19 protein-coding genes are annotated in these 24,270 nt (G+C 63.1%); 5 read left to right on the forward strand and 14 right to left on the reverse strand.

Annotated features, from left to right (window positions below; all coding sequences use genetic code 11):
* Positions 1-6: 6 nt before the first annotated feature.
* Together ACZ5WW_RS14830 and ACZ5WW_RS14835 are read right to left on the reverse strand one after the other, a co-directional pair.
* Positions 7-1,482, reverse strand: coding sequence for a sulfatase family protein (locus tag ACZ5WW_RS14830; RefSeq protein ID WP_377171547.1), 1,476 nt, complete (start codon positions 1,480-1,482; stop codon positions 7-9).
* A gap of 48 nt (positions 1,483-1,530) precedes the next feature.
* The gene (locus ACZ5WW_RS14835) at positions 1,531-2,385 is read right to left on the reverse strand and encodes an alpha/beta hydrolase (protein WP_377171549.1); all 855 of its coding nucleotides are present in this window, start codon (positions 2,383-2,385) and stop codon (positions 1,531-1,533) included.
* 95 nt (positions 2,386-2,480) lie between these two features.
* Here ACZ5WW_RS14835 and ACZ5WW_RS14840 point away from each other — a divergent pair, with 95 nt between their 5' ends.
* Positions 2,481-3,611, forward strand: a complete 1,131-nt coding sequence (locus tag ACZ5WW_RS14840; protein WP_377171551.1) for a DEAD/DEAH box helicase — start codon at positions 2,481-2,483, stop codon at positions 3,609-3,611.
* Between the two features lies 1 nt (position 3,612).
* Here ACZ5WW_RS14840 and ACZ5WW_RS14845 read toward each other — a convergent pair whose 3' ends face one another.
* The 4 genes from ACZ5WW_RS14845 to ACZ5WW_RS14860 form a co-directional block, all read right to left on the reverse strand.
* Positions 3,613-4,905 (reverse strand): right-handed parallel beta-helix repeat-containing protein, encoded by a 1,293-nt coding sequence (locus tag ACZ5WW_RS14845; RefSeq protein WP_377171553.1) that lies wholly within the window; start codon positions 4,903-4,905, stop codon positions 3,613-3,615.
* Positions 4,906-4,940: 35 nt separating this feature from the next.
* Positions 4,941-5,495: a metallophosphoesterase family protein gene (locus ACZ5WW_RS14850; RefSeq protein ID WP_377171555.1), complete on the reverse strand. Its 555-nt coding sequence runs from the start codon at positions 5,493-5,495 to the stop codon at positions 4,941-4,943.
* Positions 5,495-7,318, reverse strand: a complete 1,824-nt coding sequence (locus tag ACZ5WW_RS14855; RefSeq protein WP_377171557.1) for a sulfatase family protein — start codon at positions 7,316-7,318, stop codon at positions 5,495-5,497. Before ACZ5WW_RS14855 ends, ACZ5WW_RS14850 begins: the two co-directional genes overlap by 1 nt.
* A gap of 128 nt (positions 7,319-7,446) precedes the next feature.
* Positions 7,447-8,241 carry an SDR family oxidoreductase gene (locus ACZ5WW_RS14860; RefSeq protein WP_377171559.1) on the reverse strand — a complete coding sequence of 265 codons (795 nt, stop codon included), beginning with the start codon at positions 8,239-8,241 and terminating at the stop codon, positions 7,447-7,449.
* A 126-nt stretch (positions 8,242-8,367) separates the two neighbouring features.
* Between ACZ5WW_RS14860 and ACZ5WW_RS14865 the strand changes: the two genes are divergently transcribed.
* Positions 8,368-9,147: a 3-keto-disaccharide hydrolase gene (locus ACZ5WW_RS14865; protein WP_377171561.1), complete on the forward strand. Its 780-nt coding sequence runs from the start codon at positions 8,368-8,370 to the stop codon at positions 9,145-9,147.
* A gap of 108 nt (positions 9,148-9,255) precedes the next feature.
* On the opposite strand, the gene ACZ5WW_RS14870 is transcribed toward ACZ5WW_RS14865, so the two are convergent.
* The 6 genes from ACZ5WW_RS14870 to ACZ5WW_RS14895 all read right to left on the reverse strand — a co-directional run bounded on the left by ACZ5WW_RS14870 (position 9,256) and on the right by ACZ5WW_RS14895 (position 17,277).
* Complete coding sequence (locus ACZ5WW_RS14870) at positions 9,256-12,402, reverse strand: DUF4838 domain-containing protein (protein WP_377171563.1); 3,147 nt, start codon at positions 12,400-12,402, stop codon at positions 9,256-9,258.
* Entirely contained in the window at positions 12,399-13,526 is a 1,128-nt protein-coding gene (locus ACZ5WW_RS14875; protein ID WP_377171565.1) for a sialidase family protein, read from the reverse strand. The genes ACZ5WW_RS14870 and ACZ5WW_RS14875 overlap by 4 nt, the downstream gene beginning before the upstream one ends.
* A gap of 44 nt (positions 13,527-13,570) precedes the next feature.
* Positions 13,571-14,461, reverse strand: coding sequence for a hypothetical protein (locus ACZ5WW_RS14880; protein WP_377171567.1), 891 nt, complete (start codon positions 14,459-14,461; stop codon positions 13,571-13,573).
* Positions 14,462-14,518: 57 nt separating this feature from the next.
* On the reverse strand, positions 14,519-14,803 hold the full coding sequence (locus tag ACZ5WW_RS14885) for a hypothetical protein (RefSeq protein ID WP_377171569.1): 285 nt from the start codon (positions 14,801-14,803) through the stop codon (positions 14,519-14,521).
* A gap of 118 nt (positions 14,804-14,921) precedes the next feature.
* Complete coding sequence (locus ACZ5WW_RS14890; protein ID WP_464694155.1) at positions 14,922-16,208, reverse strand: tetratricopeptide repeat protein; 1,287 nt, start codon at positions 16,206-16,208, stop codon at positions 14,922-14,924.
* Positions 16,209-16,350: 142 nt separating this feature from the next.
* Positions 16,351-17,277, reverse strand: a complete 927-nt coding sequence (locus ACZ5WW_RS14895; protein ID WP_377171573.1) for a LysR family transcriptional regulator — start codon at positions 17,275-17,277, stop codon at positions 16,351-16,353.
* Positions 17,278-17,362: 85 nt separating this feature from the next.
* On the opposite strand from ACZ5WW_RS14895, the gene metE reads away from it, so the two are divergent.
* Together metE and ACZ5WW_RS14905 are read left to right on the forward strand one after the other, a co-directional pair.
* Positions 17,363-19,717 (forward strand): 5-methyltetrahydropteroyltriglutamate--homocysteine S-methyltransferase, encoded by a 2,355-nt coding sequence (metE, locus tag ACZ5WW_RS14900; RefSeq protein WP_377171575.1) that lies wholly within the window; start codon positions 17,363-17,365, stop codon positions 19,715-19,717.
* Between the two features lie 5 nt (positions 19,718-19,722).
* Positions 19,723-20,613 carry a methylenetetrahydrofolate reductase gene (locus ACZ5WW_RS14905; RefSeq protein ID WP_377171577.1) on the forward strand — a complete coding sequence of 297 codons (891 nt, stop codon included), beginning with the start codon at positions 19,723-19,725 and terminating at the stop codon, positions 20,611-20,613.
* 3 nt (positions 20,614-20,616) lie between these two features.
* Here ACZ5WW_RS14905 and zigA read toward each other — a convergent pair whose 3' ends face one another.
* Together zigA and ACZ5WW_RS14915 are read right to left on the reverse strand one after the other, a co-directional pair.
* Positions 20,617-21,840: a zinc metallochaperone GTPase ZigA gene (gene zigA, locus ACZ5WW_RS14910; RefSeq protein WP_377171579.1), complete on the reverse strand. Its 1,224-nt coding sequence runs from the start codon at positions 21,838-21,840 to the stop codon at positions 20,617-20,619.
* A 129-nt stretch (positions 21,841-21,969) separates the two neighbouring features.
* Positions 21,970-23,388 carry a DUF1501 domain-containing protein gene (locus ACZ5WW_RS14915; protein ID WP_377171581.1) on the reverse strand — a complete coding sequence of 473 codons (1,419 nt, stop codon included), beginning with the start codon at positions 23,386-23,388 and terminating at the stop codon, positions 21,970-21,972.
* Between the two features lie 137 nt (positions 23,389-23,525).
* Here ACZ5WW_RS14915 and ACZ5WW_RS14920 point away from each other — a divergent pair, with 137 nt between their 5' ends.
* The gene (locus ACZ5WW_RS14920) at positions 23,526-24,209 is read left to right on the forward strand and encodes a pseudouridine synthase (RefSeq protein ID WP_377171583.1); all 684 of its coding nucleotides are present in this window, start codon (positions 23,526-23,528) and stop codon (positions 24,207-24,209) included.
* Positions 24,210-24,270 lie beyond the last annotated feature (61 nt).

Here is a 24,270-nt window from a genome sequence, read left to right on the forward strand (position 1 = left end):
CGGAGATCAGGGAATGCGCGCGTCTAAAGGGACGCCGTAGCTCTTCTCCCACCAGGCCACGCGCTCGGCATCGCTGGGCTGGCCTTTTTTCACACGTCCTTTCCAAATGCGCTCGTATTCCAGGCGCTTGGAGCGCTGAATCTCGCTGAGCGGCGGCTCTGTGGGCGGGTCGCCCTGAGCACCACGGTCCGGGCTGGTGTTGATCCAGGTGTCCAGGGCACTGCGCATGCTGGCGATGCGGTCTGCCACCTTGGGATTTTTGGCCATGTTGTGCAGCGTCTGCGGGTCGGCCTTGAGATCGTAGTATTCTAATGCTTCGCGCCGCGGGGTGAGCCATGCGGCCTGCAGCTCATTGAGCTTTCCTTCTTTGCTCAGCACACGCAGCAGCGGCATGCCGGGATAGCTGTATTCTTTGTAGCCGGACCAGTTCAGGTGCGAGCGCGAGGGCTGAAAATTGCGCACAAACAGCGCGTCCGGCTCGATCACCGCACGGATGCGGTCCATGGCATCGCCGCAGCGGTCGCGCGCGGCAAAGAGCCTGCTGCGCTGTGGGAAGTCAGCGCCCAGAATGGCCTTTCCCTCCATCCACGGCGGGACCGGCAGGCCTGCGAGCTGCAGCATGGAGGGTGCGAGATCAATCAGGCTCACCAGCCGCTCCTCCACCATGCCGGCCGCCACTCCGGGCCCGCGCAGGATCAGCGGCACTTGCAGCCCTTCGACATTCAGCCACTGCTTGCCCCAGGGCATGGGCCGCCCGTGATCGGCAAAAAACATGACGATGGTGTCGTCCAGCACACCCTCTTCTTTGAGCTGGTCAAGGATGAAGCCCACTCTCTGGTCCACCACCTCCACGCTGCGCTGGTAGGCGTACCAGTCGCGCCGCACCAGGGGATGCTCCGGATAGTTCGGCGGGAGCTGGATGGCCTTCAGCTTGGCCTCATCATACTGCTCAGGAATCGGGAACGGCCGGTGTGGCTCGGTGATCTGAAACTGCGCAAAAAACGGCTGCCCCGGTGCGCGCTTCCGCCAGTCGCCGCCATCGTACATCTTTGCCGGATCGTGGGCAAAATTGTAGTGTGTCTTGGCCTTGGTCACAGGCCGCCCATTCCGCACCGTTCCGGGCGCCGCCGCATTCGTCACAAACCAGCCTGCCTCTCGCAGCATGCCCGGCAGGTGCTGGTAGGGCGCGGGCAGCGGCTGGGGATTTTCCGCATCGTGCGGGTGGAGCCCCGTCGTGGTTTGATAGCACCCCAAAATGAAGGCAGAGCGCGAGGCGCTGCACACCGGCGCTGTGGCGTAGGCCCGCGTGTAGCGCCGCCCCTCCGCCGCCAGCCGGTCGAGATTCGGCGTACTCACCTCCTGCAGCCCATAGGCACTGATATCGGGAGACATGTCATCCGCGATGATCCACACAAAGTTGGGCTTCACGGCGGCGGCCGTGTGGAGAGTCAGAAGGGCGAGGCTGATGAGGACAGACTTCATGCTCAAAAGGGAACGTGGAGCCTGAAGATTTGTGTCAGTGAGTTGCGCTCAGCGTTCAGAGATCCATTTCTGCGCCTTCAGCCAGTAAACCAGATCCGCAAACCATGGGTGCTGTGTGCCGATGAGGCCGGTGCCGTGGTCGCCATGCTGGTAGAGGTGGAGCTCATGAGGAATGCCGTTTTGATGCAGCGCGGCGGCATAGAGCTGCGCGTGCTCCACAGGCACCAGCTTGTCCTCCGCCGTGTGCCAGAGAAAGCACGGCGGCAGGCCGGGGCGCACCTGCAGCTCGCTGGAGGTCTGGCGCACGAGTGCCTCGGTCGGCTTATCCCCGATCAGCATCTTGCGCGAGGTCGCATGCGGCTTGGTGATCATGCTGATCACAGGGTAGCACAGGATCGCCAGATCCGGCCTCGCGCTCACAGTGGGAGTGCGCCCCTCGATCTCGCCGTCCTCAGGCCGGTTGATCAGCGTGGAGGTGAGATGCCCGCCCGCGGAGAATCCCATCACGCCGATGCGCTTCGGATCGATCTTCCACTTGTCAGCATTTCCCCGAATCTGCCGCATGGCCTCCACGGCATCCTGCAGCTGCGCCGGGTAGCGGTAGCCCGCGCTGCCCAGCCGGTAGCGCAGCACAAAGGCGGTGATGCCCTGCTCATTCAGCCAGAGCGCAAACGGCTCCGCCTGCCCCTCATAGATGCCCGAGTAGCTGCCGCCCGGGATCAGCAGCATGGCCGCGCCGCCGGCCTTGGCAGGCACGTAAGGCGTCAGCGTGGGGATGTCCCTTGCCGCCGTGCCCAGAGCTCCGGGCGCTCCATCTGGCCAGAGCGTAACGGGCTTCTCTGCCGCTGACAAAAATGCGTGGCTGAGGAGCAGGATGAAAAAAAACAGGGGCAAAGACTTCATGAGGGGTGGAATGCTGAAGCAACGCGCTTCTCCCTTCAAATTTCTCCATGTTTCATTCCGCTGGCAATTCACCCCATTGTGATGGAGAGCATGGGATGTCAGAAACGCCCCATCCTTTTGCCGCCCTCGGAGTCCCCACAGAGATGCTTCGTGCCCTGGAGGAGCTGGGCATCGTCACGCCTACGGAGGTGCAGCAGAAGGCCATCCCCTTCCTCATGGAAAACGGCGGCGACCTCATCGCCCAGGCGCAGACCGGCACCGGCAAGACCGCCGCCTTTGGCCTGCCGCTGCTCACCAAGGTGAACCCCAAGCACCGCGACATCCAGGCGCTCGTGCTCGCACCCACGCGTGAGCTGGCCAAGCAGATCGGCAAGCAGCTTTTCCGCTTCACCAAGTACGCACCGCAAAAGACCTTCGTCGAAGTCATCAGCGGCGGGGACAAGATCGACCGCCAGGCCGAGGCGCTGCAGCGTCCCACCCACATCGTGGTGGCCACCCCCGGAAGACTGATCGACCTGCTGGAGCGTGATGCCCTCACGCTGGAGTTTGTGCGCTACGTCGTGCTCGACGAGGCGGACGAGATGCTGAGCATGGGCTTCAAAAAGCAGCTCACCGAGATCCTCAAGCTGGCGGCCATGCGCCGCAGCACCTGGCTCTTCTCAGCTACCTTTCCCGGGGGCATTCAGGAGCTCATCCGAGGCTACATGTCCGCCACCGCGCACCGGATCCAGATCGATCAGAGCAACGTGGTCAATCCCGACATCGACCACCGCTACGTCATCTGCCCGCGTGACAAAAAGACCGCCTTCATTTTCGATTTTCTCCAACGCCAGAAGGACCGTCGAGGCATCATTTTCTGCCGCACCAAGGCGGGCGCACGTGAGCTACACGAGGAGCTTGTGGGTCTGGGCCTGCCCGTGGGCGTGCTGGAAGGAGACCTCATGCAGAAGGAGCGCGACAAGGTGATGCGCGCCTTCAAAAAGCAGCGCGTGCAGTTTGTGGTGGCCACCGATGTGGCCGCACGCGGTATCGACGTGGCGGAGCTCTCCTTCGTCATCCACCACCAGCTCCCGGAGCAGATGGAATACTACACCCACCGCAGCGGCCGCACCGCCCGCGCCGGGAAGAAGGGCATGTCCCTCGCGCTGCTCGACCCCAAGGAAAAGTGGCAGCTCAAGCAGGTGGAGGATTCGCTGAAGGTGCGGTTCAGCGAATACAGGCGCTAGCTCACTCCGGCAGCTCCTGATTGCACACGCCGTGGGTGCCTGCATGAAACAGGTTGTTTGAGAAATGCAGACCGCGCGGTGCATTCGGCCCGCCGGGGATGATGACGGCGAATTTGTAGCGCGGCTTGCCGAGGGCGTGGATGACATTGCTGGTGATGACGACGTCCGTGAGCGGCGGATCATCGGGCTGCTGGCCGGTGTCGAACTTGAAAGGGGAGCGCTCATCGCCCCAGATCCAGTGGGCGTCGCCGTAGCCGAAGTCGGAGATGATGTTGTTGGAGATGATGGAGCCACCGTCGGCGTTTTCGGGTTTGTCATCGGTGGCGGGATGGGCAGCAGCACCGGGCATAAGGCCGATGGCCCAGAGGGAGTTGCGCACGAACTGATTGCCGGTGATGAGCACATTGCGCGAGCCGTGCATGGCCTTCATGCCGATGAAGGCATTGGTGATGATGTTCTGCGAGACGATGACGTGGTCGGCGTGGATGTCCAAACCCTGCGCAGCGTTCTCGATGTGGTTGCCAATGACGCGCGTCAGGTCATTCACCTCCGGGGCGTTGATCACGATGCCGGAGCCCTGCTGCCAGGCGTCGGTGTAGTTGGAGTCCCAAGCCTGCTGGTTCATGATGGTGCCTTTGACGGCGTTCTTCTTCACGTAATCGCCCAGCTTGTATTGGGCCTTCACTTCCGGAGTGGGGACGAAGTTGTCCTCAATGACGCGATTGCCCTCCACGAGCGTGCCGATGCTGTAGGTTACATTGATGCCGGTGCCGTCGGTGCAGTTGAAGGCGTAGCCCCAGTCCTTGCTCTGGGTGCGGTCGTCTATGCTCACTCGCATGTAGTTGCGCACGAGGCAGCGGCTGATGCGCGCATCCCGGCACTCCCGGACCTCGATCACGCTGGAGCGCGTACGGTTGTCGATCACGCGCACGTTTTCGATCACGAGATCACGGCACTTGAGGGCGATGATGCCCTCGCTCTTCGTCTCCATCTTTCCCTCCGGCCTCGTGAGAGTCAGATCACGAACCTCCGCCCCATTCGCGTTTTCGATTTCGATGATCGGCTGGTCAGAGCTCTGCTGAATGATGCGCCCCGGCCCGAACAACCCGCTGCGTTCGCCCCGGATGCGGATCTTCTCGTTGATCACATAATCCCCCGCAGGTACAAACAGCATGCGGTTCGGGTTCGCATTCAGCGCCTCCTGGATGGAGGGGTAATTCGCGACGGAGAGGTCGGCGGCGGTTGCGGTGCCTGCCAGGAGCAGAAGAAGAAAGCGATGGAAAGCCAAGGACATGATTTGAATCTGAACGCCCGCTGTTAGCTTTGTTTTCAACAGCCGTCTTCGACGGAGACAAGCTTTTCGCCATAGACACCCAGAATTGTTGTCTGACCGCGCACTGTCATTGAATCGAGGTGCTGATGTCCGTGGATGAAGAGCTGGGGTTTTGCGCGATCGATGTAATCTCGAAAAGCACCGAACCCCTGATGCACATGCGTGTCGCGTTCGTGAATGCCCGCAGGAGAGTTGTGTGCGACAAAAACATCCACGGGTTTGAAACCGCTCATGGCCGAGGCCACATCCCATTGTTCATGGAGGTGATGGCCGACAGGCTTGTAGCGCCATGCGCCTGCAAAGCCTCCGAATGTGACGCCTTCAAGGGTGACGGTCTTGAGATGCAGATCAATGATTGGATCTGGAAACGGAGCCGCAGAGTCGTGGTTTCCCCGGACGGCTAGAATATGCCGGGCTCCATAGTGGCGGGCGATTCGAAGGATGGTTCCTTCGAGCAGATCACCACAGGAAATCAGAATGTCGGGCTGAGGATTGTCGAGTGCTCCAAGTTGAGAGTCGTCATCGGCGATCACCAGAATTTTGAGCGGCATTATTGGGTTTTAACAGGAATCGGCTTCGCCTGCAAATGCTGCAATGCATCCTTGATGTTGCTGCCGACGAGGGCGGCGAAGATGGCTTTGTCTCCGGGGAGGGTGGCGGGGATGTCGAAGGTGACTTCGATGATGCCGTCTCCGCGGGCTTTGACTTCCTTGCGCTGGATGCGGCTGTTGTCGCCGCCTTTAAGTGTCACCTGCACAGGCTTCTCTCCGAGGTCGGCGGGGAAGTGATGGGTAAGTTTGACCGTGGCCTTCTGTCCTGGCGTGACGGAATCCGGCACGACGAGAGCGATGAAGGGATCGGGCTTTGCAGCGGGCCTGCTCTGCATCTTGGCGGCCTGCTTGGCGGCGATGCGCTCCTTCTTGGTCATCTGCTTGCCTTCCAGCTCCAGCATAAGCTTTTCGCGCACGGCGGGGTCCTGGCGATGGCGGAAGACTTCGAGCAGCGGGTCCTTGGTTTTCACCATCCATTCCTCCATGGCCTTTTCCAGGGCGGCCACCTGCGTGGCGTGCTCGGGCTTGGCGATGAGATTGGTCAGCGCATCGGGGTCGTAGCTCACATCGTACGCTTCCTCGGGCACGCGGTGATCAAAGAGGTCGATGCGGGCGGCGATCTGCTCGTTGGTCTTTGCGAGAACGCGCATCTGGCGGCAGGTGGAGGTGCCATTGGTGGCGCCGGTCATGATGCGTTTGCCGTTGGACCAGGGGCTGAAGATGTAAACCATGTCCTTGGTCTGCACGGCGCGCATGGGGGTGTTTTGCCCGCCGGAGTTTTCATTGTGCTCCTTGAAGATCATGGTGCGCTGCGGCTGCTTTTCTCCTTTGAGCACGGCGGCAAAGGAACTGCCGTCAAAGCCGCCGGGCGAGGCGATGCCGAGCATGTCGAGGAGGGTGGGCAGGAGATCGACAGTGGAGATCATGTGCTCGTCATCGACGCCGCCGGGCTGGGTGACGCCGGGCCAGCGGATCATGAGCGGCGTGCGCGTGCTGTGGTGGTAGAGCTGCGTCTTGGCAAAGGGGAGCGGCATGCCGTGGTCGGAGAGGAAAACAATGATGGTGTTTTCATCCTCACCTGAGTCTTTGAGCGCGGCGAGGATGGCACCCACGCCATCGTCCGCACGGCGCACGCTGGAGTAGTAGTGGGAGAGCTCCTTGCGCACGACGGGGTCGTCTGGCAGGAAGCCGGGCACGGGAACCTCCTCGGGGGTGAAGACGCGCGAAGGCACGTTTTTGTCAGGAATGGTCTGGCCTTTGTTGCCCTCAGCGTAGAAGGGCTTGTGCGGGTCGGCGATGTTGAGCAGCAGGCAGAAGGGCTTGCCGGCTTTCTTTGCGGCCGCGATGCCGGTGGTCATGGCCTTGCCCCAGGAGGCGGCGTTTTTGGCGTCGTCATGTTTTTCATCTCCAAGCACGAGATCCCACGGAAAGGGGGAGTAGGGAGTGGAATGGCTGACCTTGTGGCGGATGCCCGTGAAGTAACCGGCCTCCTTCACGAGGTCTCCGAGCACGGGGTAGTCCTTGCTGTCTTTAGGAATGGGGCTGAAGCCTTCGATGCGGTTGTTGTGCGGGTATCTGCCGGACCACATGACATTGCGCGAGGGCATGCAGTTGCCCACGACGGTGTGGGCGTAGTTGAAGCGCAGGCTCTGCGCCGCCAGCCGGTCCATATTCGGCGTGGTGTCCTTGAGCTTGCAGCCGTAAACGCCCACGGAATCGCAGCTCATGTCATCAGCGGTGATGATGAGGAGGTTTGGCTTTGCTGCAAAGACAGCGGGCAAAAAAGCGAGAAAGACGCAGAGGCAGAGGAGGATACGGAGCATGAGACCGCTGTGAACGCGGATGGCGTACGTTCTTTTCAGCGATGTGTGCCGGGAAGTGATGCAGGCACTCCTGCCTGCAACGAACGTCCTGGGTGGCTCGGATTGCAGGCAAGAGTGCCTGCATCACTTTACTTCTTCGGCCCGATGTCCAGCCCCGCCAGCCACGGTGCGGTGATCTGCGGCGGCATGCCGCCAAAGGGCTGGTAGGCGGGGAGCTGGATGATGCTCATGCAGTGCGCCTGCGATGCGATGAAGAAGAGCGAATTGGCGCAGTCGTCGGTATGAATCATGGCGCTGCGGTGCTCGGCGGTGGGCTTCACCGGGCGCTTTTCCACCAGCGGCGTGAGGGCCTCTCCGGGTGCGTATTCAGAAAGCACGATGCCATGCGCGCTGAGCTGCATGCGGGCGGTGAAGAGCAGGCCGTGCACGGCCCACTTGCTGGCGGTGTAAGGCACGCCGGCAAACGAGTCGTAGCCATGCCCGGCGGTGGAGGAGACGACCACGATCTTGCCGCCACCATTCTCGGCCATGGGCTTGGACACGGCCTGGATCATGTTCACCACGCCCATCACGTTCACGTCCATCACGCTGCGCCAGCTTGCCTCGCTGGCCAGCTTGGAGGGGTCGGCATGCGCCATGAAGCGGTCCGGAGTGTTGATGCCGGCGGTGTGGATCAACGCGACGATGGGCCCGTGCTGGAGCACCTGCGCCACGGCGGCGGCCACGCTGGCGGAGTCCGCCACGTCGCACACGATGGAGACGATGTTCGGCGAGAGGGCGGCCGTGGCCTGCAGCGATTCCAGCGTGCGTCCAAAAATAAACGTCTTTGCGCCGGCGTCTGCAAACCGCTTTGCCGCGCTCTGTCCCATGCCGCCGCCACCTCCGGTGACGATGACGATCTTGTCTGTCCATTGTGTGTCCATCCGGCGATCCTAGCGGCACTTCGCGGGGCGTCGAATGAAGCGTGCGTTTTTATGCAAAATTTTCAGCCTCCAGGTGCTGAAAGGTTCTGATTGGAAAGCACGCCACCACCCGCCAAGATGCGTGGCATGATCCGCCTACTCCCCGCCTTCCTGCTCGCTGTGCTCTGCCTGACCGCTGCTGCCGATGAGCCGAAATGGATCCCGCTTTTCAATGGCAAGGACCTCAGCGGCTGGACGATCAAGATCGCCAAGCGCCCGCTGGGGGAAAACTACGCCAACACCTTCCGTGTGGAGGACGGCATCCTGAAAGTGAGCTACGACGGCTACGACAAATTTGACCAGCAGTACGGCCACCTCTTCACCAATCTGGCCTACTCCCACTACATCCTGCGTCTGGAGTACCGCTTCACCGGCGCGATGATGGCGGACGCGCCGAAGTATGTGAACCTCAACAGCGGCGTCATGCTCCACGCCCAGCCGCCGCAGAGCATGCGCTTTGACCAGGGCTTTCCCTCCAGCCTGGAAATGCAGTTCCTGGCCGATGAAGGCAAAGGCCCGCGCTCCACCGGCAACCTCTGCACACCCGGCACGCACGTGGAGATGGGCGGGGAGCTGATCACCAAGCACATCGTCAAATCCAGTGCGCCGACGTTTCCTGCTAAGGAGTGGGTGCGCGCGGAGGTCGAGGTGCGCGGCAATGACGAAATCATCCACCGCATCAACGGCGTGGAGGTCCTGCGCTACCAGCGCCCGCAACTCGATGCCGCCTGCAAGATCGCGCCTGCGAGCGACATCGTCGAAGCAGGTGGCGATGTGATGCTGGGCTACGGGCACATCGCGCTGCAGGCGGAGGGCCAGCCCGTGTGGTTTCGCAAGATCGAGCTGATGCCGCTGGAAAAGAAGTAACCTTGTTCCTGCGGAACAAGGACCCGCTACGCGGCGTCCATACCGCTGGCTGCTGCGGAGCTTTACCAGTTCCGCAGGAACTAGGCTGCTTCAATGCGGCCGGTGCCATCAACGACCGCGCGCCTTCTGCACTTCGTCGATGGATCTCTGGATGTTGTCCCGCCACACGCCTTTGAGTTTCTCCGGCTCTGCTCGATTCAGGGCCGCCATGGCATCGTCATATCTGCCTTGGTGGGTCAGGATGCGGGCGATGCCCTGCAGCGCACCGTACTCATCCGCACCGCCGATGTGTGCACGATCCGCCACGATGGCCTGATACGCGGCGAGGGCCTGCGCGTCGTCGTGCAGGTTGCGTTCACGGTTTTGGCCGAGAGCCAGCAGGACGGCATCGCGCGTGCGCGGCTCGCTGGTCCAGGGCAGCGCGGCGCTGAGGTCCGCCTCGGCCTTGTCTCCCTGCTTGACGATGGAATAGGCGTACCCGCGTGCGTGATAGCCCGCGCCGCGCTTCCAGAAGGGCCACTTGTCAAAATCCTCGCTCTCAAACTGTGCGATGACTTCCGGCGCTTTGCCGACCGTGAGCAGGTACTGCATCTGCGCGGCTTTCTTCACCGCCTCCACGGGAATGCGCTCGATGGTCGGCGCGGCCTCGGCACGGCTGTAGAGTGCCGCCTGCTCCAGCGCGGCGGCTTTTTGGAAATCGGTGATCTTTCCTTCCGCCAGCGCGAGGAAGGCGTCCGCCTTGCGCTTTTGCGTGGCATCACGGAAGCCGAGAGCGAAGTCTGTGACCGTGGGGTCTTCTGGAAACGCGCGCGAGTTGCCATGGTAGAAATGCGCAAACTTCATCGGCTCATGAAAGCCCTCCGTGCCGGTGGGCGAGAGTGCGCTGAGCTCCTGGCCGTCTTCACGAATGCGCTGACGGCACACATTGATGTGCCACGGCAGGCTCGGCGTGGGCTCACGGCCGATGACCTGATGCAGCGGATCGTTTTCATCCTGCGTCACGGGGATGCGGATTTCCACGGTCCAGTGATCCTCCGCGATGTGCGTGGCCACCTCCGCCTTGGCATCCCACTCAAACCAGCGGTCGCGGGCTGCGCCACGGTCCAGGTCCACGATGTGCCCCGCCGGGCTGATGGCGATCTGGTAGTACGAGTGCGTTTCGGTGGCGAGCTCGATCTCCACGGCATCGCCATGCCAGAGCGCCTGGTCATCGTCCCGCGTGGCGGTGTTGTTCGGCTTGTCGCCGGGGTGCTCGTCGCAGCGGATGGCAAAGTAGAGATTGTTCCCCTGCCAGCCCGTTTTGTACGTGGTGCCAAAGGCGGGCACGCGACCCGTCTGCAGCTCGCGCAGTTTGCCGGTGGCTGCGGCAGGGCAGTTCTGCCAGTAGGCGTCGTCGAGTTTGCCGTCGATCACGATGTCCTTCGCGTCTCCCACGAGCCGCACGATGGGCACCGGTCCGCGCTGCTGGCCGAGCTGCTGGGACTTCATGCGCAGGCCCTTGAGGAAGTCATCGACTAGGGCGATGCGTTTTCCATGCACGCTGGCGGCATCGGCCTTGGCCTGCGCTTTGGCAAAGAGCGCCAGCGCGGCATCCGCCTGCGCCTTGTCGTCCTCCATGGCGCTCCAGTGCGCCTCGCAGAAGATGAAGAAGTCCTGCATCTCCTGCGCGGCGGGGCCGTAGAACAGCCGGCAGTACTCGCGAAACATCGCATCTGCATCCGCATTCCTGCCGCCCCAGTACATGCGTGCGGTGAAGTAGACCATGAAGTGATTGAAGCCGATGCCCACCTCCTTGAAATCCTGCCGCGCGGAGAGCCAGATGTCCTCCCCCTGCGAGATGCCCTTGGTCGCGTTCACCGAATCTCCCAGCACATGCGGCGCATAGAATGGCAGGTACCAGCCGCGGTCGGTGAAGGGGTAGTTTTCAAAGATCAGAAGCGGATTGTCCGTCTTCTCCGCCCAGGCCGCGCGCAGGGTCTCCGGAGCCGAATCTGCATCACTCTTGCGGGCGGCCTTGTTCAGCGGGCGGCGACCGCCCACGATGCAGACGACCACGTTGGGCTCCAGCTTGTCGATCTTCAGCGGCGGCAGCGTGTACACGCCGTAGGCGCAGTTCAGCACCTTGGCTTTGGGGTGCGTTTTCGCGATCTCCTTCGCCGCGCGGTTCACGAAATCCCACACGTAGTCGCTCAGCAGGCCGCGCTCGTTGCGCTCGGGCGAGTCCTTGCCTTTGCACTTCTCGCACTGGCAGATGGCGGTGTAGCCGTCCGGCGGCATGATGGAGACGGAATGGACCGGGTAGGTGTCCAGCAGGGTACGGGCGTAGCGCACCGTCTCGCGGAAGAGCTCGTCATTCGAGTAGCAGAGCTGGTTCTTGCTGTCTCCAGACCGGTAGTCACGCTTGCCGCCGTAGAGGGCAAACCACTCCGGGTGCGCGGCAAAGGTGGCGTCATTCCCCGTCATGCCATCCATGCCGTGGGCGATGAGCCAGCGGTCGTCGTTGCGCGTGCCGAGGTGCATCATCCACATCGCCGTGTCATAGCCCGCCGTGGAAAAGCGAAAGTTGAACTGCCGCAGCGGAAAGTCCGGCTGCACGGTCTCATCGAGCTTTGGCAGGGCGAGGGTCTTCATCGCTGGCATCACCTCGCCAAGTTCTCCCGGCAGGTACCAGCGTGCGCCCAGCTTGTAGAAGAACGCCGTCACCGCATTGAAGCTGCCACGCTCGTCCAGCCCCCAGATGTCCAGCGTCTCGTTCTTGGCGGTGGTGGCTCCGTCGGGCTTGCCGGTGTCTCCGGGCAGGCGCAGGCGGTTTTTGTACAACCCGGGATTGGGCATGCCATACGGCGCGCCGACGATCTTCTGAAACTCCGCCTGCGCACGTGGGATGTCGCTGTTGCTCTTCGCCCAGGGCTCCGTGGGCACGAAGTCGCTGTCATCCCCCACCAGCGCCAGCCAGTCAGCACCTGACTGCATGCGATACGCGCCATCCTTCAAGCCCTCCGCCTTTGCGGGATTCAATGGGCTCTCTCCAATAAAAACCTTCACCGCCTTCCCGCTCGGCTGCGTGAGGATGGGCAGGCGCGCGCCGCTGATCTTCTCCACGTTCGTGCGAAACTCCTGCGCTGCGACCCGCTGCATGCGCGTGGGGTTTTCCGCGATGATGATCTCCGCACGCGGCTGGCCGTCTTCCACGAGAACGGCATCCGCTGCATGCAGTGACGAGAGTGTGAGAAACGCAGCGGCAATGGCTTTCATGGCATCACGAGGGCGTCGGTGGTTTTCAGATTGAAGCGCACGCTCACGACGGAGTTCTTCTCCTTGCCCGGCGCGATCTTGATGTAGGTGGTGGCGACGATGGTGCCGTCTGGCAGCAGCTCCATGCCGGGATAGCCGCAGTCGCCGACACGTTCGGCGTAGCTGTGAAGCAGCTTGATGCGGTACTGGCCGGGCTTGTGATTCTTGATGTCATCATAAGTTCCCACCCACGCGACGAAGTGGCCTTTGGTCGGGCTGTTGAGCGCCTGATCACGGAAGGCCACCACCATGCGGCCGTCTTTCGTGAAGACGCCAGCATGGCGGTCTCCGGTGAGACCCCAGGGCGTGTTCACCGGCGCGGACCATGTCTTGCCCTCATCGTGGCTGAACATCATGAGGCTGCGCTCCTTGTGCGTGTTTTCGCGCATCAGGCAGCAGAGTTCGGCACCGTCGGGAGAGCGAAAGACAAAAGGTTCACAGGGGTTCTTTCCCTGCACCGCCGCGACGACCTGCGGCTCGCTCCAGGTGAAACCACCGTCTGCGGTGATCGTTTGCAGCACTTCCAGCGGGGGCTTGTCTGCACCACCGGGGCCCCGGTGGTAGAGGCCGAGGTAAGCGCCATCCTTGAGCCGCACGATGCTGCTGAAAGTCATCACGCAGGGAAAGCCGAGCGGCGGCATCTCCTTCCAAGTGGCACCGCCATCCTCGCTCATGATACTGGGCATGCCGGGGCCTTTGCGCGTGCCCTTCGCGGCGGAAAACACCCACGTGCGCTCCTTGCCGACCGGATCCGTCATGCGGTAGATGCTGGGGCAGTTCAGATGGGTCTTGTAACCGGGTGGCAGGAGTTCGTCGATCCGCGTCCACGTCACGCCGCCGTCAGCACTGCGCGCCATGGGGCCTGCGGCACCGCCGTGGTTGATGCACCATACGCAGAGGATCGTTTTGCCATCCGGCATCAGCGTGGTCGTCGGGTGCCCCTGATAGACGTCCTCCGTCCCCTGGGCGATGATGGTCTGGCGGTCCTTGTCTCCTGAAATGTCCGCGAGAGGCAGATCAGGCCGCTCCTCGGCGGCAGAGTTCAAGGCAAGGGCAAAAAGCAGTGCGGCGGTGAGAGTACGCATGAAGCATTCTCAACGTTCTCCGCGCCCGCAAACTCGCGAAGGATTTACTTCCCGTTTTTCAGCTCCGCCGCCAGCGCGCGTGCGCCGGCCTCCCACTGCTCCGGCGGGCTGCTGCCAAAGGCGGTAACCATGCGCCAGGTGCCGGTGAATCCGGCAGGCACGGTCTTGCCCTCAAAGCACTTGAGGTAATATTTCCGGTAGGTGGGCGGCACATTCCAGATGGTGGAGATGTGGCCGCCCTGCTCCGGGGCCTGCAGCAGGCGGCACACGGCGTACTGCCCGCTCTGCGGCTCGTACACGGCCATCCAGTCCACGCGCTGGTTGATGTAGAATTTTCGCGCCACCTCGGCGTCGTCGCGCAGCGGGCCGGAGATGGCAGTTTCTGGCATGGCGTCGCTGCCTGCGAGGAAGGCGCTGACCGTGGGCCGCCAGGCGTGCATGAAGTGGTACACCAGCTTCAGCGGCACGGCCTCGTCCGTATGCACGGTGGTGGTTTCATACAGGCGGTGGTCCTTGATCTCGGTGACGTTGGTGAGGTCAAAGGCGCGGATGCGCGATGTGCGCTCCAGCCGGAAGGCGCCGCCCTTCAGCTCCGCCGTGGGTGCCTCCACGCGTTTGTCATCGAGGCAGAAGGCGAGCGACTGCAGTTTTTCGGGCTCGTTTTCCAGATGTGCGGTGCCGATGAAGCCGACGTCCGGAAAGGAGAACACGGTGCCGTAGGCGCTGCTCTCCGTCGTCATGGCGCTGCCGCGAAAGTCGATGCGCCCGGGCGTCCACTGCGAGGCCTGGCGCAGCAGCAGCGTCACATCGCCGCAGGTGACGGTGATGCGCGGGAGCTCCGGGCCGAGATTGGGCTTGAAGGGTTCCTTGGCGGAGGCAGAAGCCGTGAGCGCGAGGGCCAGAGCCAGCGAGAGAATGCGTGAAGTGGAAAACATGCGCCAGACACTACGGCGCAAAGCCACGCCCTTTCATGGCAAAGCAGCACCACGCGGTCATTTCCGGAACGACTTCAGGAAATTGAAGATCAGCCAGATCTGCGCAAAGCCCACGGCGATGAGCAGGACGCCAAGCTCGATGGCATTGTCCTCGTTGGGTACGGCCAAGCGCAGGATGAAGGCCAGCAGGATGAGGCAGGCAAAGGAGAGCACCGCGCCGAGGGTGGAGCTGCTGCCAGAATCCTGCTCCGGCATGGGCTGAGGCGTGTGTGCCGCGTCCTTGCTGGGATCTTCGGAGTCATCGCTCATGGCAGTGGTGGTGGCGTGTGGTCGCGGGCTCATGGGGCAGCGGGGTGGGCGTGGTGCCGCACCCTGAGCTGTCTATGAACTCTGCCTGTAAACGTCACCTGTGCACAAAACTTCCGCCACAGCGGAAGATCGGCCGGGGCGCGGCGGCAGCCTACTTTGACGGCCTCCACTCGTGCTCCAGACGCACAGCTTCGATGACCTGCTCCCGCGTCATGGAGGCCTCCAGCGTGGCCTGGTGGAGGAAGGCGATCTCATGCCCCTGCCTCGAAGCAAGGCGGCACCACTTCAGGGCCTGCACGAGCTGTTTGTCCACGCCCTCACCCTTCTCATACATCATGCTCAGGGCAAACTGTCCGTCGGAATTGCCCTGGTCTGCAGCAGCGCGGAAAAGCCTCACAGCCTCGGCCACATTCTGGGTCACGCCCTCTCCGCGCAAATAGCAGCCGCCCAGCCCAAACTGGGCGAGGGGGTAGTTCTGGTCCGCCGCCTTGCGGAACCAGGCGGCGGCCTCGGCGGTGTTGCGCTCCACGCCGGTGCCTTCAAAGTAGGCAGCCGCCAGCTTCGTCTGCGCCTGGGGGTTTCCCTGCTCCGCCGCCTTGTGAAACCAGCTCAGGGCCTGGGCCGCGTCCTGTGGCACACCGGAGCCGATCATGTAGCTCATGCCCAGCTCGAGCTGTGCCGGGGCGTAGCCCTGGTCCGCCGCCTTTCTCAGCAGAGCGGCCGCCATTTTCAGGTCCAGCGGCACGCCCGTGCCCGCAGTGTGGGCCAGGCCCAGCATCATCTGGCCTTCGGGGTCGCCTTTTTCCGCCGCTTTGCGGAACCACTTCACCGCCTCGCGCAAGTCCTGCGGCACACGCAGGCCCTGGAGCAGGGTGGTGCCGAGGAGCTTCTGTGCATTGAGATCTCCCTGCTCGGCAGCTTTACGAAACCACTTCACCGCCTCAGCGGCATCCTGCGCCACCCCCTCGCCGTCAAAATAAGCCAGCCCCAGCTCCATCTGCGCATCTGCATCGCCATGCTCCGCCGCCTGGCGCAGCCACTTCACGCCTTCGGCTAGGTCCTTCGTCACGCCGGAGCCCAGGGTGTAGCAGACACCCAGCTGCTTCATGGCCGCCACATGGTCCTGCGCCGCCGCCAGCCGCAGCCACTTCACGGCCTCTGCGGCATCCTGCGGCACCCCCTTGCCCAGCAGGTAGCACATGCCGAGCTGCCTCTGCGCCTCCACATGGCCTTTGGTGATCGCCTTGCGAAACCACTCCACCGCCTCCGCCTCGTCCTGGCGGACGCCGTTCCCTTTCGCGCAGCGCAGCCCCATGGCGCACTGCGCCTCCGGATCTCCCTGCTCCGCCGCCGTGCGCGTCTCCTTCAGGCTTTTGGCCTGGAGCGGTGCAGCCAGGCCGGAGAAGCCTGCAAGCAGCACGATCAAGGGTATTTTCACAAGCCGGAGAAACTGGGACACAGCTGAGGACGGAATAATAAGGTGACTTTTTAGATGATTCACGGCTAATAGTCATCCTCTTTTTGCGTGGCTGCGTGTCCTGCCCGCCAACACACGGCGGTGATGGCTCATGCCCCGCCCATCACCTCCCATCCGCCGACACAGCCGTGATGTCCTTCAGGCTGTCAAAACTCACCTTCTTCATCGTGGCGATGAATTCACGCATGTACGCCGTGCCCGCCAGGGTGCGAGTGGTGGCGGCATTCAGCTGGGAAAAGAGGCCGCTCTTTCTCACCGGGCGGTGGGCCACGTAGTTGCGCTCCAGATAGGGCTGCACGGCCCAGCCGGGCATGGCGGCCACCCCGCGCTGGCTGGCCACGAGCTGCAAGATCGCCACCGTCAGCATGGCGGTGCGCCGCACGGGGTTCACTCCCAGCGGGGCCAGGACCTCCCTCACCAGGTCAATGCGGTCATCCGGGATGGGGTAGGTGATGAGCGTCTCCTTGGCAAAATCCTGCGCGGTCAGGTGGCTCTTGCGCGTCAGCGGGTGCTGGTGCGCCAGCAGCGCCAGCACCTCGTAGCGGAAGAGCGGATGATAAACGACGTCCTCGCGTGGCGGCGCTTTGGAGACAATGACGAGATCGGCCTGATTCTCGATCAGCAGCCCGGTGGGGTCGGGCTGGAAGCCGGAGACCAGATCCATCTCCACCTCCGGCCACGCGATGCGAAATTCATCCATCGCGGGCATCAGCCAGTCAAAGCACGAGTGGCACTCCACCGCGATGCGGAGCTGCCCGGCCTTCCCCTCCGCGATGCGCGCCACATCGCGCTCGCACTGCCGCATCTGCTTCACGATCTCATGCGCCGCACCCAGCAGACGCTCTCCGGCGGGGCTCAGCCGCAGCGGGCTGCTCTTGCGCTCAAACAACGGCACCCCGAGATGCGTCTCGATGCTCTTCACCTGATGTGAAAGCGCAGGCTGGGAAAGGTGCAGGCGGCGGCCGGCCTTGGAGAGATTCCCCGTCTCGGCCAGGGCGATGAGGGCGTGCAGATGGCGGATTTCGATCATGCCGCCATCATAAGCCATTTTGATGATGATCCACAAAACTCTCTGGATTGTGAATGCTGAATCCGGCGATAGTTATCCCGTCGCTATGAGCGACAACATCATCCACACACACAATCTGGGCTACCCCCGCATCGGCGAGCAGCGCGAACTCAAGAAAGCCACGGAAGCCTTCTGGCATGGCAAAATCTCCCAGGAGGAGCTGGAAGCAGTCGGCCGCAGGCTGCGCCGGAACCACTGGTCCAAACAGTGCGCGGCAGGCATCGACCTCATCCCATGCAATGACTTCTCCTTCTACGACCAGATGCTCGACTTCTCCTGCCTCATTGGCAACGTGCCTCCACGCTTTGGCTGGTCCGGGGACAGCATCGGCCTGGACACCCTCTTTCTCATGGCGCGTGGATCGCGCGGCGAAGGCCATGAAAGCTGCGCCCACGGTTGCAGCAGCGGGCATGAGGCGGCCTTTGCCTGCGAGATGACCAAGTGGTTCGACACCAATTACCACTACATCGTCCCCGAGTTCCGCGCAGACACACAGTTCCGCCTAGTGGGAGACAAGGTGTTTCGCGAACTGGACGAGGCTCAATCGCTGGGCCTGCGTGCCAAGCCCGTGCTGCCCGGCCCGGCGACCTATCTCTCGCTCGGCAAGGTGCAGGACTCGCATCATCCGGACTTTGACCGCTGGTCTCTGCTGGACGGGCTGGTGTCCGTGTATGAGCAGATCCTGCGCCGTCTCGCCGCACAGGGTGCGGAATGGGTGCAGATCGACGAGCCCGTCTTCGCACTCGATCTCTCCCCACAGCAGCGCGATGCCGTGGTGGATGCCTGGCGCAGGCTCGCGGCAGCCGCGCCCGGTTTAAAAATCATCGTGGCCAGCTACTTCGGCGCGCTGCAGGAAAATCTGCCGCTCTTCCTCTCGCTGCCTGCACACGCCTTCCACTGCGACTTTGTGCGCGCACCAGAGGAGCTGGACGCAGTGCTCGATCATCTGCCACCGGACAAGATCCTCTCCCTCGGTGTGGTGGATGGACGCAACATCTGGAAAAACGACTTCGCCCATTCCCTCAAGCTGCTCACCGCAGCCCGGGCAAAGCTGGGCGCACGCCGCCTCTGGGTAGCTCCCTCATGTTCTCTGCTGCACGTGCCCGTCACCCTCGCCTCCGAGCCCGCACTGGATGCACAGATCGAAAACTGGCTGGCCTTCGCGGACGAAAAAATCAACGAGGTCGTCACCCTCAGCGCGCTGCTGCGCGGCACCGCACGCAGTGGTGTCTTGGAGGAAAATCAGGACGCCATCCACAGCCGCGCCACCAGCCGCAGAACGCACAATCCGGAGGTGCGGGCGCGGCTCGCACAGGTGACGGATGAAGATGCGCGCCGCCGCTCGCCCTTCCCGCAGCGCCAGCTTTTGCAGCAGTCACGGCTCGGCCTGCCGGAGTTTCCCACCACCACCATCGGCTCCTTTCCGCAGACGGCCGAGGTGCGCTCCATGCGCGCCCGGTGGAAAAAAGGCGAGCTCACCACCGCCGAGTATGAGGTGTATCTGGAAAACGAAACACGCGCCTGCGTCGCCTTTCAGGACGAGATCGGCCTCGACATGCCGGTGCACGGCGAGTTCGAGCGCAATGACATGGTGGAGTACTTCGGCGAGCAGCTCGATGGCTTCCTCTTCACCGCCAATGGCTGGGTGCAGAGCTACGGCACCCGCTGTGTGAAGCCGCCCGTCATTTACGGAGACGTCAGCCGCCCCGTGCCGATGACGGTGCGCTGGGCGCAGTTCGCGCAGTCCCTCACCCCACGCCCCATGAAGGGCATGCTCACCGGCCCCGTCACCATTTTGCAGTGGAGCTTTGTGCGCGATGACCAGCCGCGCTCCGAGACCACGCGCCAGATCGCCCTGGCCATCCGCGATGAGGTCGTGGACCTCGAGGCCGCAGGCATCGCCGCCATTCAGATCGACGAGCCCGCCATCCGTGAAGGGCTGCCGCTGCGCCGTGCCGAGTGGGCGCACTACCTCGACTGGGCCGTCACCGCCTTCCGCCTCAGCGCCAGCGGCGTGCGGGACGACACCCAGATCCACACGCACATGTGCTACTCCGAGTTCAATGACATCATCGCCGCCATCGCAGACATGGACGCCGATGTCATCACCATCGAGACCTCACGATCCAACATGGAGCTGCTCGGCGCCTTCGTGGATTTCCACTATCCCAATGAGATCGGGCCTGGCGTTTACGACATCCACTCGCCGCGCGTGCCTTCCGTGGCTGAAATGGAAAACCTCATGCGCAAAGCCGAGGCCGTCATCCCCCGCCGCAATCTCTGGGTGAACCCTGACTGCGGCCTCAAAACACGCGGCTGGCCCGAAGTGAAGATCTCTCTCATCCACATGGTGCAGACCGCGAAAAATCTACGCGCAGCCAAACTGCAACCCACCGCGTAAGGGCCATGCACATCCAGGACATACTCTCCGCCGCACGTGGCACCACCACGTTCTCCTTCGAGTTCTTCCCGCCGCGCACCTCTGCGGCGGTGAAGACCTTGCAGACCACGCTCGACCAGCTCGCGCCGCTGCGTCCCGCTTTTGCCAGCGTGACCTACGGCGCGGGTGGCAGCACGCGTGAGCTCACGCAGAGCCTCGTCACCGAGCTGCGGCAGAGCGATGTCTTTGATCCCATCCCGCACCTCACCTGCGTCGGCCACAGCGAGTCAGACATCATGGCCCTGCTCACCCGCTACGCCGCCGCCGGAGTCTGCAATATCCTGGCTCTGCGCGGCGATCCGCCGGTGGGCGGCGCAGGCACGGGTGCCTTTGCGCAGGCTGCCGAGCTTGTGCGCTTTATCCGCCAGTTCAATGAACGCGGCCTGCACCCCGACCCACGCGGTTTCGGCATCGGCGTCGCCTGTTTCCCCGAAGGCCATCCCGCCACGCCCAACCGCATGACGGAAATGGACCACCTCAAGGCCAAGGTGGACGCCGGTGCCGACTGGCTCTGCACCCAGGCCTTCTTTGACAACCACTCCTTCCACGACTTCCGCGCCCGCTGCGCACTGGCGGGCATCCACGCGCCTATCCTCGCTGGCATTCTCCCGCTCACCTCCGCCAGCGGCATGCAGCGCATGGCCGCACTCGCAGGCGGCATGCGCTACCCCGCCCGCCTCCTCCGCGCCCTCAATCGCGCAGGTGATGACCCCGATGCCTTCCGCCGCATCGCCCTCCACCACGCCGCCGAGCAATGCACCGACCTTCTCGATCACCAGGCCGACGGCGTCCACCTCTACACCCTCAATCAGGCCCAGCCCGTGCTGGAAATCCATGCACGCTTGGGCCTTCGCTGAGCCTCATACACTTTCCTCCGCTTCATTCGTCGGCACCCACGCAGGGAAGGGATCTGGCAGCGCCTGCCATTCATGGGGCCCGGCTTTCATCTCATCGTCATTCAGCAGGCAGGCATCCAGCCGCGCCGTGAGTGCGGCGCGGTCCATCCTCCGCCCGATGAACACGATTTCGCTGCGGCGGTCGCCGTAGGGTTCCTGCAAATTCGCTTCGATCTCCGCCAGCGCGTCAGCATCCATCGGCCACTCATCGCGGCTCACGGCGGACCAGAACAGGCCCATCGCGCGTGTTTCGCGCAGCACCCCCGCCTGGGAGAGATAGCCCGCCAGCTCCATGCGCGTGGCCAGCCAGAACATGCCCTTGGCGCGGATCACCCCCTCCCACGCGGCGCGCATGAAGGCGTCAAACCGCTGCGGGTGCAGCGGCCGCCGTGCCCGGTAGATGAAGCTGCTGATGCCATACTCTTCGGTCTCGGGCGTGTGCCCGTTCAGGGAGTCCAGCCAGCCCTCCGCCTGCTCAGCCTTGGCCAGCTCATACAGTCCAGTGCCCAGCACTGCCTCCAGCGGCACCTCCGACCACCGTGTTTCATGCACCCTGGCCTCCGGATTCAGCGCACGGACTACACCGCGAATGTCCTCCAGCTCTTGTGCGCTGACTTCATCGATCTTGTTGATCAAGATGACGTTCGCAAACTCGATCTGGTCTGTCAGCAGATGCACGATCGTGCGCCCATCTTCCTCAGACACCGCCTGCCCGCGCTGCTGCAGGTCATCCGTGCTGTAGTAGTCGTTCAGAAAATTCCGCGCATCCACCACGGTCACCAGCGTGTCGAGCTGCGCCAGATCATTCAGACTGCGCCCCTGCTCATCCTTGAAGGTGAAAGTCTCCGCCACCGGCATCGGCTCAGACACTCCGGTGGACTCGATCAGCAGCGCATCAAACCTCCCCTCCTGCGCCAGCCGGGTCACCTCCAGCATCAGGTCCTCCCGCAGCGTGCAGCAGATGCAGCCATTGCTCATCTCCACCATTTTTTCCTCCGTCCGCGAGAGCCGTGCATCCCCCGTCTTCACCAGCTGCGCGTCCACATTCACCTCGCTCATGTCATTCACAATGACCGCCACCTTCCGCCCCTCCCGGTTGCGCAAGATATGGTTGAGCAGCGTGGTTTTCCCCGCGCCAAGAAAGCCGGAGAGAACCGTGACAGGGAGTTTGGAAGCGAGGGTAGTCATGCAGAATGGCCGTTTGTTAAACGCAACAAATTTGCAATATACATCGTTATAATGCAACTTTATTGCATTATAAATACGCAAGCACATGATGCCTCGCTGAATCTCCTCGCACGACACTCCCCAACCCACTCACCCCAAAATCCCCGGCACCAGCTCGCCATGCACGTCCGTGAGGCGGAAGTCGCGGCCCTGGTAGCGGAAGGTGAGGCGCTCGTGGTCGAGGCCCAGCAGGCTGAGCACGGTGGCGTTGAGGTCGTGGGTGTGGACGGGGTTTTCGGCGATGTTGAAGCCGAAGTCGTCGGTCTTGCCATACACGGTGCCCGGTTTGGTGCCGCCACCGGCCATCCACATCGTGTAGGCGTCCTTGTGGTGGTCGCGGCCGGGAGAGGTTTTCACGCCATCACCATTGCTGCCCTGGCGCAGCGGGGTGCGGCCAAATTCACCGCCCCAGATCACGAGCGTCTCGTCCAGCAGGCCGCGCTGCTTGAGATCGCGCACGAGGGCGGCCATGGGCTGGTCCACGTCCTTGGCCTTGGCGGCGAGACGTTGCTTGAGGCCGCCGTGGTGGTCCCAGTCGGAATCAAAGAGCTGCACCATGCGTACGCCGCGCTCGATCAGCCGGCGCGCCAGCAGGCAGTTGTTGGCAAAGGAGGCTTTGCCCGGTTGAGCGCCATACATCTCCAGCGTCGCCTTGTTTTCATGCGTGATGTCCATGAGCTCCGGCACGCTGGTCTGCATGCGGTAGGCCATCTCGTACTGGCTGATGCGGGTGGCGATCTCCGGATCTCCCACGATGCCGAGCTGCTGCTCGTTGAGCGCCTTCACCGCATCCAGCACATGGCGGCGGTCTTTGGCACTGTGGCCGGGCGGATTGCCGAGAAAGAGCACGGGCTCGCCGCTGCCACGAAACTGGATGCCCTGGTACACGCTGGGCAGAAAGCCGGTGCTCCAGAGCGTGGAGCCCGCGCCGCCCGCCGGGCCGGAGAGCAGCACCACGTACGCAGGCAGGTCGCGATTCTCCGTGCCGAGGCCGTAGGTGACCCACGCGCCCAAGCTGGGCCGCCCGCCCTGGCCAAAGCCGGTGTGCAGAAACATCTGAGCCGGCGCGTGATTGATCTCATTCGTGTGGAGGGACTTCACCACGCAGATGTCGTCCGCCACGGTGCCAAGATGCGGGAGCAGCTCGCTGAGCTCCAGGCCGCTCTGGCCGTGGCGCTGAAATTTGAACTCGGTGCCCGCCAGTTTCATCTCCCCGCCGATGAAGGCAAAGCGCTTGCCCTTGGTGAGTTCCTCCGGGCAGTTCTGGCCGTCCATTTTCTGCAGCAGCGGCTTGTAGTCATACAGATCCAGCTGCGAGGGCGCGCCGATCATGTGCAGGTAGATGATGTGCTTGGCCTTCGGCGCAAAGTGCGGTCGCGGCACCAGCGGCGCAGCCGCCGCGGGCAGATCCTGCGCCAGCAGCGAGCCCAGTGCCACGCCACCCAGCCCCAGGCCGGACTGCCGGAAGAACTGGCGGCGGGAGACATCGAGAAAAGCAGGGGGCGTCATGGCAGGGATGAAACGTGCGGTGGCAGGCCGAGATTGCGCGAAGTAACCCCCTATTCCCCAGCAGGAACATGCCTGGTGGGGGAGGGAGGCTGCGAAATGGCATGACGGCACCTGAGAGATGGAGTACGGGCTTCCGCATGCGCCGCCTTGATCAACTGCTCTCCGCCCTCGGTTACTGCTCACGCAGGGAGGCGATTGCGTTTGTGAAGGAGGGCCGCGTCAAGCTGGGCGGTGTGGTGGTGAAGCGCTCCGACCAGCGTGTGGACGCCGCTCTGATCACCGTGGATGACCAACCGCTGGAGGCGCCGGACGGGCTGCTGGCGATGTTTCACAAACCGGTCGGCTATGCCTGCACACACAGCGCGGACGAAGGGCCCACCATCTACGAGCTGCTGCCCTCCCACTGGCCCGACCGCAATCCGGCGGTGACGAGCGTGGGCCGTCTGGACAAGGACACCAGCGGACTGCTGCTGGTGACGGACATCGGCAGCCTCGTGCATCGCTACACCTCGCCCAAATCCGACATCGAAAAGACCTACCTCGTCGAAGTTGATCGGGAACTCGATCCCGCGCTCATCGGCATCTTTACCAAAGGCGACCTCATGCTGCGCAGCGAGGACAAACCCTGCCTGCCCGCGAAGCTGGAGATTGTCTCGACCCAGACCGCGCGCCTCACGCTCACCGAAGGCCGCTACCATCAGGTGCGGCGCATGTTTGCCAGCCAGGGCTGGCAGGTGGAAAAGCTGCACCGCGAGCGCTTCGGCCCCTATGAGCTGGGAGATCTGGCAGAGGGGGAGTGGCAGATGCTCGTGCCACCGTGAAAGGCAATGGCTTTGCCTGCCAGCCGCAGCCAAAAAAAACAGCGCCCAGGAAACCCTGAGC

The sequence above is a fragment of the Prosthecobacter fluviatilis genome, assembly GCF_055388355.1.